At 71.6% G+C, this 15,495-nt stretch carries 9 protein-coding genes; 5 read left to right on the top strand and 4 right to left on the bottom strand.

Features of this window, described 5'->3' with window-relative positions:
• Nucleotides 1–34 precede the first annotated feature (34 nt).
• Genes AB0368_RS29190 through AB0368_RS29200 form a run of 3 tightly spaced genes read right to left on the bottom strand, consistent with a single transcriptional unit; the run spans nt 35 to nt 5,366 of the window.
• Nucleotides 35–2,050, bottom strand: coding sequence for a PQQ-dependent sugar dehydrogenase (locus tag AB0368_RS29190; protein WP_366157202.1), 2,016 nt, complete (start codon nt 2,048–2,050; stop codon nt 35–37).
• Between the two features lie 15 nt (nt 2,051–2,065).
• Nucleotides 2,066–2,728, bottom strand: coding sequence for a glycoside hydrolase family 75 protein (locus AB0368_RS29195; protein WP_366157203.1), 663 nt, complete (start codon nt 2,726–2,728; stop codon nt 2,066–2,068).
• A 49-nt stretch (nt 2,729–2,777) separates the two neighbouring features.
• Entirely contained in the window at nt 2,778–5,366 is a 2,589-nt protein-coding gene (locus AB0368_RS29200) for a beta-mannosidase (RefSeq protein WP_366157204.1), read from the bottom strand.
• Nucleotides 5,367–5,679: 313 nt separating this feature from the next.
• Here AB0368_RS29200 and AB0368_RS29205 point away from each other — a divergent pair, with 313 nt between their 5' ends.
• The 5 genes from AB0368_RS29205 to AB0368_RS29225 all read left to right on the top strand — a co-directional run bounded on the left by AB0368_RS29205 (nt 5,680) and on the right by AB0368_RS29225 (nt 13,886).
• On the top strand, nt 5,680–7,344 hold the full coding sequence (locus AB0368_RS29205; RefSeq protein WP_366157205.1) for a GGDEF domain-containing protein: 1,665 nt from the start codon (nt 5,680–5,682) through the stop codon (nt 7,342–7,344).
• A 67-nt stretch (nt 7,345–7,411) separates the two neighbouring features.
• Complete coding sequence (locus AB0368_RS29210) at nt 7,412–8,050, top strand: carbohydrate-binding protein (RefSeq protein ID WP_366157206.1); 639 nt, start codon at nt 7,412–7,414, stop codon at nt 8,048–8,050.
• An 85-nt stretch (nt 8,051–8,135) separates the two neighbouring features.
• Complete coding sequence (locus AB0368_RS29215; protein WP_366157207.1) at nt 8,136–10,739, top strand: EAL domain-containing protein; 2,604 nt, start codon at nt 8,136–8,138, stop codon at nt 10,737–10,739.
• Between the two features lie 182 nt (nt 10,740–10,921).
• Nucleotides 10,922–12,301, top strand: coding sequence for a hypothetical protein (locus AB0368_RS29220; RefSeq protein WP_366157208.1), 1,380 nt, complete (start codon nt 10,922–10,924; stop codon nt 12,299–12,301).
• Nucleotides 12,302–12,329: 28 nt separating this feature from the next.
• Nucleotides 12,330–13,886 (top strand): GGDEF domain-containing protein, encoded by a 1,557-nt coding sequence (locus AB0368_RS29225; protein ID WP_366157209.1) that lies wholly within the window; start codon nt 12,330–12,332, stop codon nt 13,884–13,886.
• On the opposite strand, the gene AB0368_RS29230 is transcribed toward AB0368_RS29225, so the two are convergent.
• Nucleotides 13,876–15,495 carry a methyl-accepting chemotaxis protein gene (locus AB0368_RS29230; protein WP_366157210.1) on the bottom strand — a complete coding sequence of 540 codons (1,620 nt, stop codon included), beginning with the start codon at nt 15,493–15,495 and terminating at the stop codon, nt 13,876–13,878. The genes AB0368_RS29225 and AB0368_RS29230 overlap by 11 nt on opposite strands.

Raw genomic sequence — 15,495 nt, forward strand, 5'->3', positions numbered from 1 at the left:
GACATCTGTCCTCCCGAGGGGTGGGGGAAGCCGGCTAGGCGATCGTGATCCGGAAGATCTTGTCGGATCCGTCGGGCGCCCCGCCGTTGTTGTCGCAGTTGGTCGTGCTCAGCCAGAGCTGGTCGGCGCCGGGAACCTTGACGACCGTGCGCAGCCGCCCGTACGTGCCGACGTAGTACGACGTCGGTGTCCCGGTGTTCTCGCCGTCCAGCAACGGGATCCGCCACATGCGTTCGCCGCGCAGGGCCGCCATGTAGACGACGTCGCGGACGATCGCGATGCCGCTCGGCGAGGCGGTGCTCACCGGCCATTGGCGCTTCGGGTTCTCCATGCCCGAGACGCTGCAGGTGCCCTCACAGATCGGCCAGCCGTAGTTGCGGCCGGGCTTGATGAGGTTGAGCTCGTCGTACTGGCTGTTGCCGAACTCGGCCTCCCACAGCCGCCCCTGGGAGTCCCAGGCGAGGCCCTGCGGGTTGCGGTGGCCGTAGCTGTAGACCAGCGAATCGGTGAACGGGTTGCCGGGTGCCGGCTTGCCGTCCGTCCTCATGCGCAGGACCTTGCCGTTGAGTGAGCTCTTGTCCTGGGCCAGGTCCGGGGTCTGCGCCTCCCCGGTGGTCGCGTAGAGATACCCGTCCGGACCGAACCCGAGCCGCCCGCCGTTGTGGTACCGGCTCTTCTTGATGCCGGTCACCAATGACGTGTACGCCGTGAGCGCGCTGCCGTTGTAGGTCATCCGGGCGATGCGGTTGCCCTCCGGCGCGGTGTGCATGAAGTACACGAAGTGGTTCGTGGTCCACATCGGATCGACCGCGACGCCGAGCAGGCCGCCCTCCCCGTCGGTCGTGACGGTGTTCGGCACGACGCCGACCTGGGTACGGGCGCCAGTGAGCGTGACCTTGAAGACCTTGAACGAGTCGCGCTCGGTGACGATCGCCGTCTGCCCGTCGGGCATCCAGGCGATCCCCCACGGGATCGTCCAGCCGGTGGAGACGGTGGTGATGCTGGACGGCACGCCGCCGCTGCAGGCCGGCGTGGTGAACGACCTGGGGTTGCTCGGTGCCGACACGTTGCCGGCCGCATCCTTCGCGACGACGGTCAACGTGTACGCCGTATTGCAGGCGAGCCCGGTGACCGTCGTCGAGGTCACGGTGCCCACAGCCTTGAGCACCGAGCCACCGCTGCGCACCTCGTACCCGGTGACCCCGACGTTGTCCGTCGACGCCGACCAGGAGGTGTCCACGCTGCTCCCGGCGATGTTGGCGGTGGTGAAGCCGGAAGGCGCCGTCGGCGGCTGCCCGTCGGAGCTGGGCAGCGTGGTGCAGACGGCCTGCGGGCTGCTCGTCGAGACGTTGCCCGCTGCGTCGCGGCCGAAGACCGACAGCCGGTACTCGAAGCCCGGCTGCAGGCCGCTCAGCGACTTCGACGTGGTGGTGCCCGCCGCCTCGCTGATCTTGTTGCCGTCGTGGTAGATGTCGTACGCGACCACGCCGACGTCGTCGTTCGACGCACCCCACGCCAAGGTGAGGCTGGTCGCCGTGACAGCGCTGCAGGCGGGCTGCCCGGGCGCGGTCGGCGGGACCGTGTCGCCCGGCACCCCGGCGCTGAGGGAGTCGACGTTGGGCCCGCCGTCGGCGGTGACCGCGGTGGCCCGGATCCGGTCGGTGCCGGCCGAGAGCCCGACCGTGAACGTCACCGTCCGCCACGTGTCCCAGCTACCGGTGCCCGGGAACGACAGCGCGCTGCGGACCAGCGTGCCGTTGACCGAGATGTCCATCGGACGGTCCACGCCGGTGCCGTTGGCGTACCGGATGGCGACGCTGACGTTGCCGGCGGATGCGGCAGGGATCGACCACTCGACGAAGCTGCCGACGACGTTGTCGTAGTTCACGAAACCCGTACCGGTGAACCCGGGGTGGTCGGCTTCGACCGCCCCCCGGGTGATCGCCGCGTTCTCCGCCTCGTAGCGGACGGGCGCCGCGTGCGCCGGCAGGGCCGGCAGGAGGGTGGTGGCGATCATGCCGGCGACCAGCAGGGCTCTTCGCGAGCGCATCGATCCCTCCCGGCGTCAGCTGTTGACGAAGGCAGTCGCGGCCGCGCTGCCCTTGCTGTCGATCGCGCTGTTCGACTCCACGGGGCTCGGCACGCTACCGGGGAAGACGATGTACGTGACGCCGTTGTCGACGCCGCCGTTCTCCGGGTTCGGGTTGATGCCCAGCGCCCGCGCAGTCGCGTACGACGCCTCGCCGATGATGTTGCTCGGTCCCTCGTCGGCGAAGACCGCGTACACGACCTTGTTGTTGTAGATGACGGCCGCGACGCTGCCCGGCTTGATGCCGTTGCTGGAGTAGTTGAACCGCGAGCTGGGCAGCGGGATGACGAAGTAGTGGGTGCTGTCGGCCTGGAACGACCGGCCCCTCGACGTCTCGAACGAGGTCTGGTCCTGGTACCACGGATCGGTGTCCTCGTTGCAGTTCGACGTCCGTACGCCGTCGCAGTCGATGTCCATGTCGGCCTTCCAGAAGAACGCCGAGCCCTTCTTGCAGATGTTGACGGTCGAGGACGCCTCGTCGTCGGTGGCGTACTTGCCGTGCGAGACGACGGTGCAGGAGCTCACCTTCGCCAGCAGCTCGCTCGCGCTGGGGCCGGCCGCAGCCCGTGCCGGGGATGCCGCGAGCACCGCGGAAAGCAGGGTGAGCGAGACGATGGCAGCCTTCAGTTTTCGTTGCACGTGCTCCTCCAGGGAATGAAGGGGGGATGGGAGGACGAGCTGGTTATGTTCAGTGGCCGATGACTCTGGTGGCCACGTTCCAGCCGGACAGGCGCACCGAGGGGGCGGCGCCGGAAAGGTCGGCGGTGCGGTAGGTGGCGGTGAGAGTGGTGCTCTCCCCCGGCCACAGGCTCACGTCGTTGTCGCTCCAGCGGACCGGGAGCACCGGGGCTCCGGCCGCTCCGAGCACGTGCGCGTCGACCATGAAGGCGGGGACCTTGCCGGTCGACGTGTTCCGCAGCGTCACGGTGGTGGTGGTCGTGCCGTCGGCGCCGCCCGCGGACGTGGCGGACGCGGTCACGCTGACCGGCGCCAGCCCGGACAGGCCGGCCAGGTTGGCGTAGCTGGTCGTCGGCACGTAGTACCAGTCGTTGTTCGCCCAGTCGATGACGTCGTCCTTGGTGGACAACCAGTACACGTTCCGGCCGATCTCGCGGCCTGTCCCGTCCTTGAGCACGAGGCGGGCCAGGTAGGTGCCCGAAAGCCCACTGACCGTAGGCACGGTCAGGGCGACCGCTCGGTCCCCGTCACCGGGGACGCCGATCCCGGCGACGCTCTTGAGGTACTTCTGGGTGCCGTCCATGGTGAACAGGCCGGCCTCGACGGTCAGCCCGGCCTCGGCCCCGTGACGGTTGTTGACGACGACCACCGAGTGGTTGTCGTACGAGTACTGCACGTGCAGCGGCTCGTTGGCCTTCTTCGCGCCCCAGTAGGCGCCGTTCTGGTCGAGGTAGTAGTCGAAGAGCTGCCAGTGCAGCGAGGTCCAGCCGCTGTTGAGCATCCAGTAGACGACGCCGGTCGACGGGTCGCTCGCGTCGCGGAAGTTCCGCCCGTACGCCTCGAACTGCGCCCGTACGGCCTCGTACTGGGCCAGCTGCGCCTTGCGGACGTAGTCCTCGAGGCCGGTGGGTGCGCCGTACCGGCCGGCGAGCGCGTTGTCGAAGATCTTCAGCGTGCCGAAGGTGCTCGACGGCGACCGGTGGTATTGCGACGCCGTGAAGTTGCGCCACAGGGTGTCCAGCTCGGCGGGCGACATCATCCGGCGCAGCGTGTCGAGCGTGGGGATGTCCGGGCCGGCGCTGGTCTCGGAGTTGAAGCCGACCGCGCCTCCCTCGCGCTTGGCGTACCAGTAGCTCGGCGGTACCCAGTCGTACGGTCCGGTCATCTTCATGCCGGACGGACCGGTGATCGGCGACGAGTCGTCCGAGGCCGCGGCCACGATCGCCGTCGGCCACTCGGTGGCGCGCAACGCGTCGACGTAGTTCTTCTCGATCCTCGCCGAGGGCGGGAAGTCGCTGCCGATCAGGAACGAGATGACGCTGGGGTGGTCGCGCAGGCGGGCGGCTTCGGCGGCCATGGAGTCCTCGGCGATGACGAAGTCGGCCTCGGACCACTTCTCGCCCGGCTCGCCGCCGTTGACGTCGCCCTCCCACTTGTCGCAGCACTCCCAGCCGGGCAGCGTCAGGATGCCGAGCCGGTCGGTGAGCTCGAAGAACTCGTCGGCCTCGAGGTGGCCCTCCAGCCGTACGGTGTTCAGGCCGAGGTCGCGGACGTAGCGGAGCTTGTCCTCGACGTAGCGCGCGTCCCACCGCAGGAAGAGGTCCGGCGACCAGCCCGCACCGCGGATCAGCAGCGGGCGGCCGTTGATGCTGTACGCCCGCGCACCGCCCGCGTTCAGCGGCGCCCTGACGTCACGGATGCCGAAGCTCTCGTGCGCCAGGTCGGAGACCGCGCCGGCGACGTCGGCCGACACGTCCAGCGAGTACAGCGGCTGCGCGCCCATGCCGGCCGGCCACCACACCTGCGGGTGATCGACGCTCTGGCGCGCGAACGTCACGGTCCTGGTCTCGTGCGCGGCGAGGCTGACCGGCTGGCTGAGCGTCGTGCCGGCGAGCGTCGCCTGCACCGTCGCCGCCACGGTCGCCGCCGTCTGGTTCCGCACGGCCACCTTGGCGGTGAGGTCGGCGTGGTCCAGCGCCGGTACGGCCAGGCCGGTGACGACGTACGCGTTGGCCACCGCGACCGCGCCCGTACGGCGTACCACCACGTCGCGGACGATGCCCATGTTGCGATCCGGGGGGGTCTGGGTCCAGTCGATCCAGCCCGAGGTGAGCTGCTTGGCCGGATCGTTCGGGTACACCTTGACGGCGATGCTGTTGAGACCCGGGTGCACGAGCGCGGTGATGTCGAGCTCGTGCCGGGTGTACTGACCCGCCACCCGGTCCTTGGCGGCTACCAGCGTGCCGTCGACCCACACGTCGGCCTGCGAGACGACCCCGCTGAGGTCGACGACGGTGCGCTGGCCGCTCTCGCCGCCGGCGACCAGGTCGGCCCGGTACCACCACGGCACCTTGAAGTCGGCCGTGTTCACCGACTTCATCGTGGTGGAGTAGAACGGGTCGGCGTACCGGCCGGCGGCGAGCAGCCCGGCGAAGACGGTGGAGCGCGGCGAGACCGGGACCCAGCCGGCCGTCGCGTAGCCGGGACGCGACACGGCCACGTCGTCGGTGACCTTCGCCGAGGTCTGCATCAGGAAGCCGGGGATCACGGCTGACGAGCCGGGTGTGCCCGGCAGCGTGAGGACGGCGCCGGCGGTCACGGCACCGACAGTCCTGGCACCGACGGCCCGGGCCCCCGACGTCCGGGCGTCCGCTCCGGCGAGAACCAGAACGAGAACGAGCGCGCAAGCGGTGAGTATCGATCCCTTGGCCAGCTTCACCCTGAGCCTCCCCGAGCGCCGTGACGGCGCGTGATGGGCGTGCGATGCTACACACCCCGGCGAACTGTTAGGCAACTTGCCTGACAATTGCGTCACGGTATCGAGCCCTGAACAAAGGCGCAAGACATCGTGGCTTGTCGATTTCGAGGCCGCACTGATTCACGGACCCGGCACGACTGCCGATATTGCGGACGTGGAGACCGCCCTCACTGCCGCCGCCGAGCTGACGGCACTCGTCGACGAGGCGGCCCGGCTGGTCCGCGACCCCCAGCGCCGCGTCGCGCTGGCCCGCGAGGGGCTCGACCGCGCCGTGGCGCTGGGCGACGACGTCGCCCGCGTGCGCTGCACCGCGATGGTCACGGAGTTCACCGCCCGCCACGGCCACCCGGTCGACGCCCTCTCCACGGCGCTGAAGCTGGTCACCGAGGCCGACGCGCTCGGCCATGGGCAGGCGGCCGCCCAGGCGCACCATACGACGGCGATGTGCCTGCACATGCTCGACTGCGTCCCCGAGTCGATGGAGCATGCGCACGAGGCGCTGACCTCGTACCGGAAGGCCGGCGACCCCTACGGCGAGGGGCGCGTGCTGAGCCTCGTGGCCACGCTCTGGGCCGACATGGGCGAGCCGCAGCACGCGCGCGAATTGCTGGAGCAGGCCCATGAGCTGTTCCTCGCCTGCGACGACGCGAGCGGCGCCGCGACCATGCTCGCCATGGTGGCCGACGGGCAGCGCGAGATCGGTGACCCGGTCGCCGCGGCCGAGACCTGCGAGCGCGCGCTGGAGTTGTTCGAGCGGGCGGGGATGCCGCTGGACGCGCTGCGGGCGATGACGGCGTACGCGCAGGTGCTGGCCGACCTGAACCGCCCGGACGACGCCGAGGGGTGGCTCGGCCGCGCGGGGGCGCACAACCGCCTGCCCGGCGGCGCCGTCGCCAACCAGGGATACGAGGTGGATCGGCTCCTCGTGCTGGTCCGTACGGTGCTGATCCCGGCCATGCGCTGGGAGGCGGCGCGCGACACGCTGGAGCGCGTCATCGCCCTGGCCGGGGACCTGCACTCCCTGCGAGGCGGCGCCCTGGCGGAGTCACTGCTCGCCGAGGTGCTGCACGCGACCGGTGACGACGCCGGGGCCTACGAACACCTTCTTCGCTGCCGCGAGCTCGCCGATGCCGCCGCGCGCGGTGCGCACGATCGCCGGATCCGGGCCCTGCGGGTGCGCTTCGAGGTCGAGCAGGCGCAGCGGGAGGCGGCGCGGTACCGCCGGCAGACCGAGGAGCAGGCCGCGGTCATCGCCGAGCTGGAGCGGGCCAGGGCGACGCTCGCCGCCCAGATGGTCGATCTCCGGCGGCTCAACGAGGAGGTCCTGCACCTGAGCCGGACCGATCCGCTGACCGGGATCGCGAATCGCCGGCGGATGACCGAGTACCTCACCGACCTGGCGAACCTGAACCGGCGGTACGGCGCACCACCGCTCGCCGTCGCCGTCTTCGACGTGGACAAGTTCAAAGTCGTCAACGATCGGTACGGCCACGAGACGGGCGACCGCGTCCTGCTGGCGCTGAGCCGGCTGCTGGCGGAGCACCTGCGGGTCACGGACCTGCCGGCCCGGCTCGGCGGCGACGAATTCGTGATCATCATGCCCGGCATCTCCCACGAGGACGCCGTACGAGCCTGCCACCGCCTGCTCGACGCGGTGCGCGACCATCCGTGGGAGCAGCTGGCGGCGGGACTCGCGGTGCGCATCTCGATCGGCGTCGCCGACGGCTCCGGGCTGGTCGACCCCGACGAGATGCTGCGCCACGCCGACGCCGCCCTCTATCGCGCCAAGGAGGCCGGACGCGACGCGGTCGCCTATTGATTTGTATCAATGTGGCGCGTATGTTGCGAGGCTATTAGGAAAGTTTCCTAAATATGTGGAGGTCATGATGCGCCTCTTCCGTCTCGCCCTCGTCGCGGTCCCCATCCTCCTCCTGATCGCGCCGACAACGACCGCCGCACACGCTGCCGCTCCGGTCACAGCGGCCGCCTGTCAGCAACAGAGCTTCCTCGAAGGTGACCACTACAGCGCCGTCCAGATCGCCCAGGAGGCCAAGAACGCCGGGTTCACCGGCCAGGACTGGACGATCTCGGTGGCGGTGGCCCTCGCCGAGAGCGCCGGGTGGACCCGGGCCCGCCTCATCAACACCGACTGCAGCGTCGACCGCGGCCTCTGGCAGATCAACAGCTACTGGCACGGCGAGGTCTCCGACTCCTGCGCGTTCAGCCCGTCCTGCGCCGCGAACGCGACGCACACGATCTGGGCCGCCCGCGGCTGGCCGGAGTGGGTGACCTACACCAACGGCGCCTACCAGGCCCACATGGCCGAGGCGCAGGCCGCCGTCAACCAGGTCGGTGGCGGCGGCGGCACCCCGCCACCGGCCGGTGGTACGTGGCAGCCCGGCACGGCGTACACCGCGGGACAGCAGGTGAGCTACGGCGGCCGGAACTACCGCTGCCTGCAGAGCCACACCTCGCTGCCCGGCTGGGAGCCGCCGAACGCACCCGCCCTGTGGTCTCCCGTCTGATCCCTCACGGCCCCGACCGCTCAGTTGTCACCCCGTACCGCCGACTTAGCTAACGTCGTATCGGTGGTGGGAAGCGGGACGGGTGATGGCGGGACAGGCACAGACAGGGCTGGTTCGCGCGAACGGCCTCGTCGTCGCGATCACCGGGACCCTGCAGGCCGCCACGCTCCTGCAGAGTGACCTTCCGGCGTGGCTGCCGCTGGCGGCCGCGGCTGCCGCCCTGCCGCTGGCCGCCGTCGCCTGCGTGCTGGCCGCGCGGCAGGCGGCGGCCGGCGCCGTCCGGCGATTCTGGATACGGCTGACCGTGGCGGTGGTCGTGGGTAGCGTGGCGGTCGCCGGCAGCACCTACCCGGAGGTGACCCGATACGGCTTCGGCGCCGCCATCCTGCTCGCGCTGTGGACGTTCGCCGGGTTGCCCACCGGCCCCTTCCCGCCCGCTCGCCGGCGGGAGATGTGGCTGGACATCGCGGCCATAGTGTTCGCGGGCGCCCTGCTCGCCTGGTACCTGCGCACCGACGGTGCCGGTCCTGCGCTCGGCGGACGGCAACTGATCATCCTCGCGATCCTGGTCATGATGGTGATCACCCGCGTCGGCACGGCCGGCGCCCGGACCGTCGACCGGACCGCCGTGCGCAGCCTGGGCTGGGCGATGGCCGCCGTCGTCGGGGTCGTCGCGTACTTCCCGGGGGCCGGCGCGGTGCAGATCGCCGCTCCGCTCGTCGGGCTCGCGGTGGCCGCAGCCGCCCGCTCCCAGTCGGCGGCGGCGGACCGTCTGGCGAATTCCCGGCCCCGGGCCCGCCGGCCCAGCCTGCTGCCGTACGTCGGGGTCACGATCCTGGACGTGCTGCTGGTGCACGCCGTGCACCACTCGACGTCGCAGATCATCGGGCTGGCCCTCGGCTCGGTCGGCCTCACCCTGCTGGTCGTGGTGCGCCAGGTGTTCGTGTTCCGGGACAACGGCCGCTTGCTCGACCGCCTCGACGCCGGCATGCTCGAGCTCGGCCGCCAGGAGGCGCGGTTCCGGTGCCTCGCCCAGGAGGCCAACGACATCATCACGATCATCGACCAGCAGGGCGCCCTGCTCTACGCCAGCCCGGGCATCGAACGGGCGCTGGGGCACACCCCCGAGCAGGTCGAAGGCACATCCGTGATCGACTACATCCATCCCGACGACCGGCAGCAGGCCGTCGACAACCTGAAGGCGGCGCTCAGCCGGTTCGGCAACCGGACGGTGTGGCAGATGCGCTACCGGCACGCCGACGGCTCGTGGCGGTGGATGGAGGTCGTCAACACCAACCTGCTGCACGAGCCGAGCGTGCGCGGGATCGTCAGCACCGGTCGCGACATCACCGAGGCGCGGCAGCACGCAGACGAACTGGCGTACCGGGCGACCCACGACCAGCTGACCGGGCTGCCGAACCGGGAGCTGTTCGCCCGGGCCACCACACGGGTGCTCGAGGACGCCGGGCCGGATGGCCGGGCGGCCGTCGTCCTGGTCGACCTGGACGACTTCAAGTCGATCAACGACCGGCTGGGGCACGGCGTGGGCGACGCGCTGATCGTGGCCCTCGGTGCCCGGCTGGGCGACTGCCTGCGTACCGGCGACATGCTCGCCCGGCTGGGCGGCGACGAGTTCGGGGTGCTGCTGCCCGGCGCCGGCGACGACGAGGCGGCCGAGATCGCCCAGCGGATCCTGGCGGCTGTGGGACGGCCCGTCGCGGCCGCCGACTACGAGCTCGTGGTCCACGGCAGCCTTGGCCTGACCACCGGCGGGCGTGGCGAGAGCGACGCCATGGAGCTGCTGCGCCAGGCGGACGTCGCGATGTACACGGCCAAGGAGACCGGCCGCAACCGCTGCGTACGGTACGAGCCCGGCATGGACGCGGCCGCCCACGAGCACGCCCGGCTGGCGGCCGAACTGCACCAGGCCCTCGACCGGGGCGAGTTCCACCTGCTCTACCAGCCCATCGTCGGCCTCCCCGACGGCGACCTCATCGGCGTCGAGGCACTGGTGCGCTGGCACCACCCGGTGCGCGGGCTCGTCTCCCCCGCCGACTTCATCCCGGTGGCGGAACGCACCGGCCTCATCGTGCCAGTCGGCGAGTGGGTGCTGCGCGAGGCCTGCCGCCAGGGCGCCGACTGGCAGCTCCGGCACGGCGACCGGGTCCCCAGCAAGATCAACGTCAACGTCTCGGCCCGGCAGCTCCAGGAGCCGTCGTTCGTCGCCACGGTGGCGGCGGTGCTGGCCGAGAGCGGCCTGGAGCCGTCGAGGCTGGTCATCGAGATCACCGAGACCGCGGTCTTCGGCGGCGGCAGCGCCGCCGAGACGGTCGGCGGCCTGCGCGAACTCGGCTGCCGCATCGCCCTGGACGACTTCGGTACGGGCCACTCCTCGCTCGGCCTGCTCCGCACCTGCCCGGTGGACGTGATCAAGGTGGACAAGTCCTTCGTCGACGGCGTCGGCGGCACCGTGGAGCAGGAGGCGATCGCCACCTCGATCGGCCAGATCGCGCGGGCCCTACGGCTGGAGGCGGTCGCCGAGGGCGTGGAGACCGCAGCTCAGGCCGACCGCCTGCACGAGCTCGGATTCCGTCAGGCGCAGGGCTTCTACTTCGCCCGGCCACTGACCGCCGAAGCCCTCGAGGCCCTGCTGGACGCCCCGTCGCTCCGACCCGTTGCAGTGGTGTGACGAGGGCGTCAGCGCCAGGGCATGTTCCCGCGCCGCCGGGGGTATCCCGGCGGCCGCGAGTCCCGCGGCCGCCGCGCCGCTGATCCGTTCATGCCGGCGCTCCTTCCTACCGGCATCCATGAAGCCAGAACCCGTGCGCCATCGCCATGCGTCGATGCCGTCAAGGTTGTTAACCTTCGACGGTGGAACCCGCCCGGTCGCCGAACCAGGCCCTCGCCCACTGCCTTGCCGAGCTCGGCTGGAGCCCCCGGACGCTCGCGCGCCGGATCAATGACGCCTACGGTGCCGGCACCATCTCCGCGTCGGCTCCCTATCACTGGCGGGACCGGAGCCGGGTGCCCTACCCGCCGGTCTGCGGGTACGCCGCGCAGGTGCTCGCCGACGCGCTGGGTCGTCCGGTCGCCGCGGCGGACCTGTGGCAGGGGCGCGCGGCCGCCGGGCCGGTCGCGGAGCCGGGCGAGTTCTGGGCCACCGCCGGCCCGCCGTTCGGGGCGCCCGGCGACGCCGCTCCGGACAGCGGTGTCCTGGCCGACATCGCCTGGGGGTTCCTGGAGGTGGGGCCGGGGCGGCTGGCCGGAGCCCGGGACGCCGGCGGCACCGGCGCGGTCCTGGTGGACCAGCTCGAGCGGGGGGTCGCGGCGCTCCGGGAAGCCGCCGAGACGGTCGACGGCGCCGATGCGCTCGGCCACGTGGCGGCCCAGTACCAGGCGGTGTCGCTGCTGCTGCGGCAGGGCGGCCGCAGCGACGGGCTGACCCGGCGGCTGGTACGCGCGCTGGGCGAGCTGGCGCAGCTGGGCGCCTGGCTGGCCATGGACGCCGACCGGCCCCGCGAGTCCCGGGGCTATCTCGTGGTCGCGCTCCGGGCGGCGCGCGAGGCGGGCGACCGCCGGCTGGCCGCGCACGTCCTGCGCGACCTTGCCGGCAACGTCGAGGCGGCCGGCCGGGTCGCCGACGCCGTCCGGATCAGCGAGGCCGCCCGGCAGGCGGCGCCGGGACGGGGACCTACCAGCGCCTTCATCGCCGGGCAGCTTGCCTACGCCTATGCCCGCCACGGTGCCCCCGCCGCCGCCCGCCGCACCGCGGAACTGGCCGCCGAGTGGCTGGCGGCGAAGCCCTCCGAGGGCGAGCCGGAGTGGGTGCACCGGCTGGCCGGGGGAACGACCGGCCCGATGGTGGCCCGCACCCTGGTGCAGCTGGCGCACCGCGACCTGACGCGCGGGCGGCCGGCCGCAGCCCGCTCCCTCCTGCGGCGAGGCATCGCGCTGCTCGATCCGGCGTCGGCGGCCGGATCCGCGCCCGCGACTCAGCGTGCGGCCCTCTACGAGGGCATCTACCTGGCCGACGCGCATGTCGTCGGCGGCGACCTGGAGGAGGCGTGCGCCGTCGGCAGGGTCGCCGTCGAGCGGCAGGCGCGGGTCCGTTCACCGCGCGGTGCCGCCCTGCTGCGAGCGCTGTGCCGGGATCTGGTATGCGCCGGGCCGCGTAACCGGTCCGTCATGGCGTTCCGGGCCGACATCAGCGGTCTGGCGATTCGCTCAGATCGGCCCCGCCGCCGCCGATGAGGACCCCCGGCCGGAAGAGGAGCGAGCAATGGACATCACCGCGCTCGACGCCGCGGCCCTGTCGGACGCCCTCACCGAGCTCGAGGACGGGTACGTCTTCGACACCTCCGTCATGCGTACGCGGGCGGAGGAGCTGGAGCGACGGGCGTACGAACTCGGCGACGAGCTGCTGGCGGCCCGCGCCCGCCTCTGCTCGGGCCACCTGTGGCTGAGGTCGGGCGATCTCTCGCAGACCACCCGGATCTTCACGGTGGTGACCCGCTGGGCCACCGCACACGGCGCTCGTCAGTTGCTGTCGCGCGCACACTCCCTGTGGGCCACCCTGTACCGCCATCTCGGTGATGCGGCCGCCGCCCTGGACCACATGCTGATCAGCGTCGAGCTGCTCGACGAGTCGGCCACGGCGTACATGCAGGTGTGGCATCGCACCAAGCTGGCGGACGCCCTGGGGCAGGTCGGGTCGATCGGTTCCGCGCGCGAGCGGTACGCGCAGGCCGCGCAGCTCGCGGCCGGGCTCGGCCAGACGAGGCTGCACGTCGGCACACTCAACAACTGGGCCTGGACCGAGTCCGCCTTCGGCGATCCGGAGGAGGCCGCCCGGATCGCCGCGGAGATGCTGCGCGCCGCGGCGGCATACGGCCACGAGCTCGAGCCTGCCGACATGGACACGGTCGCGTCCGTCCATGTCGCGAGCGGACGGTACGAGGAAGCCGAGCGGATGATGCTGGAGTGCATCGACCGGCACCGCCGCGGCGAGCACGAAGAGGCCGACGCCCTCGCGGAGTACCTGCTCACCCTGGCGCGCGCACGGCGTGGTCGCGGCGCGGCGGACGAGGCCCAGCGCAGTCTGGACGACTGCCGGGCCCTGTGCACCGACCGGGAGCTGCACGCTCTCCTGGCCCGCGTCCACCAGGAACAGGCGGAACTGCACGCCTCGCGGGGCCGGTTCCCCGAGGCGCTGCTGTCCCACAAGGCCTTCTTCGCCCTGCACAGCCGGCTGCATTCGCAGCAGCGGGAAGCGCAGGCCCGGACCCGGCAGGCCATGTTCGAGACCGCCGAGGCGCGCCGTGAGGCCGAGCGCTTCCGTGAGCAGGCCCGTCGCGACGCCCTGACCGGCCTGCGGAACCGGCGCTTCATCGACGAACGGCTGCCCGGCCTGATAGCGGACTCGCCGGCGCTGACGCTGGCCCTTCTCGATGTCGACAACTTCAAGCGCCTGAACGACGAGTTGTCCCACGAGGCGGGTGACCGGGTGCTCGCCCGCCTCGCCCGGATCCTGGAGGCGGAACTCGAGGCATGCGCGCCGGACGGCTTCGCCGCGCGCCTGGGTGGCGAGGAGTTCCTCCTGGTGCTGCCCGGGCTCGCACCCCGGGACGCCCTGGCGACGTTGGATGCCCTGCGGCTGCGCATTCGCGATCATGCCTGGAGCGACGTGACCGGGGTACGGGCGGTCACCGTCAGCGTCGGCGTGGCCGGGCTGCCGGACGATGACGAGAGAGCCGCACCGGCGCTGCTCGCCCGGGCGGACGCCCGCCTCTACGCGGCCAAGCGAGGTGGACGCGACCGGGTCATGCTCACACCTTGAAGGTCGTGGCGGAGTGGTTCATCTGCTCGGCCATGTGAGCGAGTTCCTCGATGGTGGTGGTGCTGACCGTCAGGTCGCTGTGGGTGTGCTGGACCGTGTCGGCGACGGCGGAGACGTGTTCGGCGATCAGAGCCGATCCGGCCGCGGTCTGCGCCACGTTGCGGCTCATCTCGGCGGTGGTGGCGCTCTGTTCCTCCACGGCGCCGGCGATGGCGGTCACGTAGTCGTTGATCCGCTCGATGACGCCCTGGAAGGTGCCGATGACCTCGGCGGCGCCGCTGCTGTCGTCCTGGATGGCGCGTACCCGGGCACTGATGTCCTCGGTGGCCCGGGCGGTCTCCTGGGCCAGGTCCTTGACCTCGCCGGCGACCACGGCGAAGCCCTTGCCCGCCTCGCCGGCCCGGGCGGCCTCGATGGTCGCGTTCAGCGCCAGCAGGTTCGTCTGCTGCGCGATGGCGTTGATGACTTTCACCACCGCGCCGATCTCCGACGACGAGCCGTTGAGCTGGCGCACCCGCTCACCGGCGACCGATGCCGCGCTCAGCGCCTCGGTGGACACGCTCGCGGCCTGGGCGGCGCTGTGGCCGATCTCCTGGATGGAGACCTCCATCTCTTCGGTGGCGGCGGCGACCGTCTGGCTGTTCGTGCTCACCTGTTCCGCGGCGGCCGCGGCGTTGCTGACCTGGGTGGCCGCGTCGTTCGAGCCCGTGACGAGGCGACCGGTGCCGGTGCGCAGGGCCTGCGATGCCTGCGACAACTGGGCGGCGTCGGCCTTGATCCGGCTGACGGCCGCGCCGAGCGTGTCGGCGGCTTCGTTGACCGCCGTACCCATGTCGCGCAGTTCACCGCCCATCGCCTTGGTATCGACCCGCCGGGTGAGGTCCCGGCCCGCCACGGCCTTGAGCGTGGCCACCGCGGCGATCAGGGGCGCGACGATGCTGCGCCGGGTCAGGTACACCAGCGGCACGGCGAGCAGCAGCGCCACGACCATCGCCAGGCTGAGCTGGATCTGCGCGGTCCGGGACGCCGCCGTCGCCTTCGCCGCGGCGGCATCGCTGCGCGACTGCGCGCTGTCGACCAGCGTCTGGGTGTTCTTGAGAATCCGGAAGTAGATGTCCCAGGACGCGCCGCCGATCGTCTCGTTCGCCTTGCTCACCGACTGCGGGGTGCCCTGGGCGAAAAGGGCGACGATGGTGTCGTCCATGGCGAGGAACGCGTCCCAGTCGTCGCGGATCGCCTTGAAGGTCTTGCTCTCCTCGGCGGTCATCACCGTCGTGTCGACGCTCTTGAGATGCGTACGCAGCCGCCCGACCACCTCCAGGTAGCCGGCGCGGCTGACCGCGTCGGGCTTGACCGCCGCCTTCGGGTCGCCCAGCGCGGCCTCCCACGCGTACGCGACCTGCCACCCGCTGACGTCGGAGTTGAAGTACTTGATCTCCTGGACGGCCCGGCTGAGCAGCAGCATGTCCTTCATGTGCGCGACCGCCCGGTCCTGCGCCCGCAGGGCGACGAGGCCCACGACACCGGCGGCGACGAACAACGCCACCACCGTCCCCAGGCACACGACCAGCCGCGCGCCGACGCGGAGTCGGCCGAAAAGACCCACCAT

It is taken from the genome of Actinoplanes sp. NPDC051475 (assembly GCF_040689425.1).
Classification (GTDB): Bacteria; Actinomycetota; Actinomycetes; order Mycobacteriales; family Micromonosporaceae; genus Actinoplanes.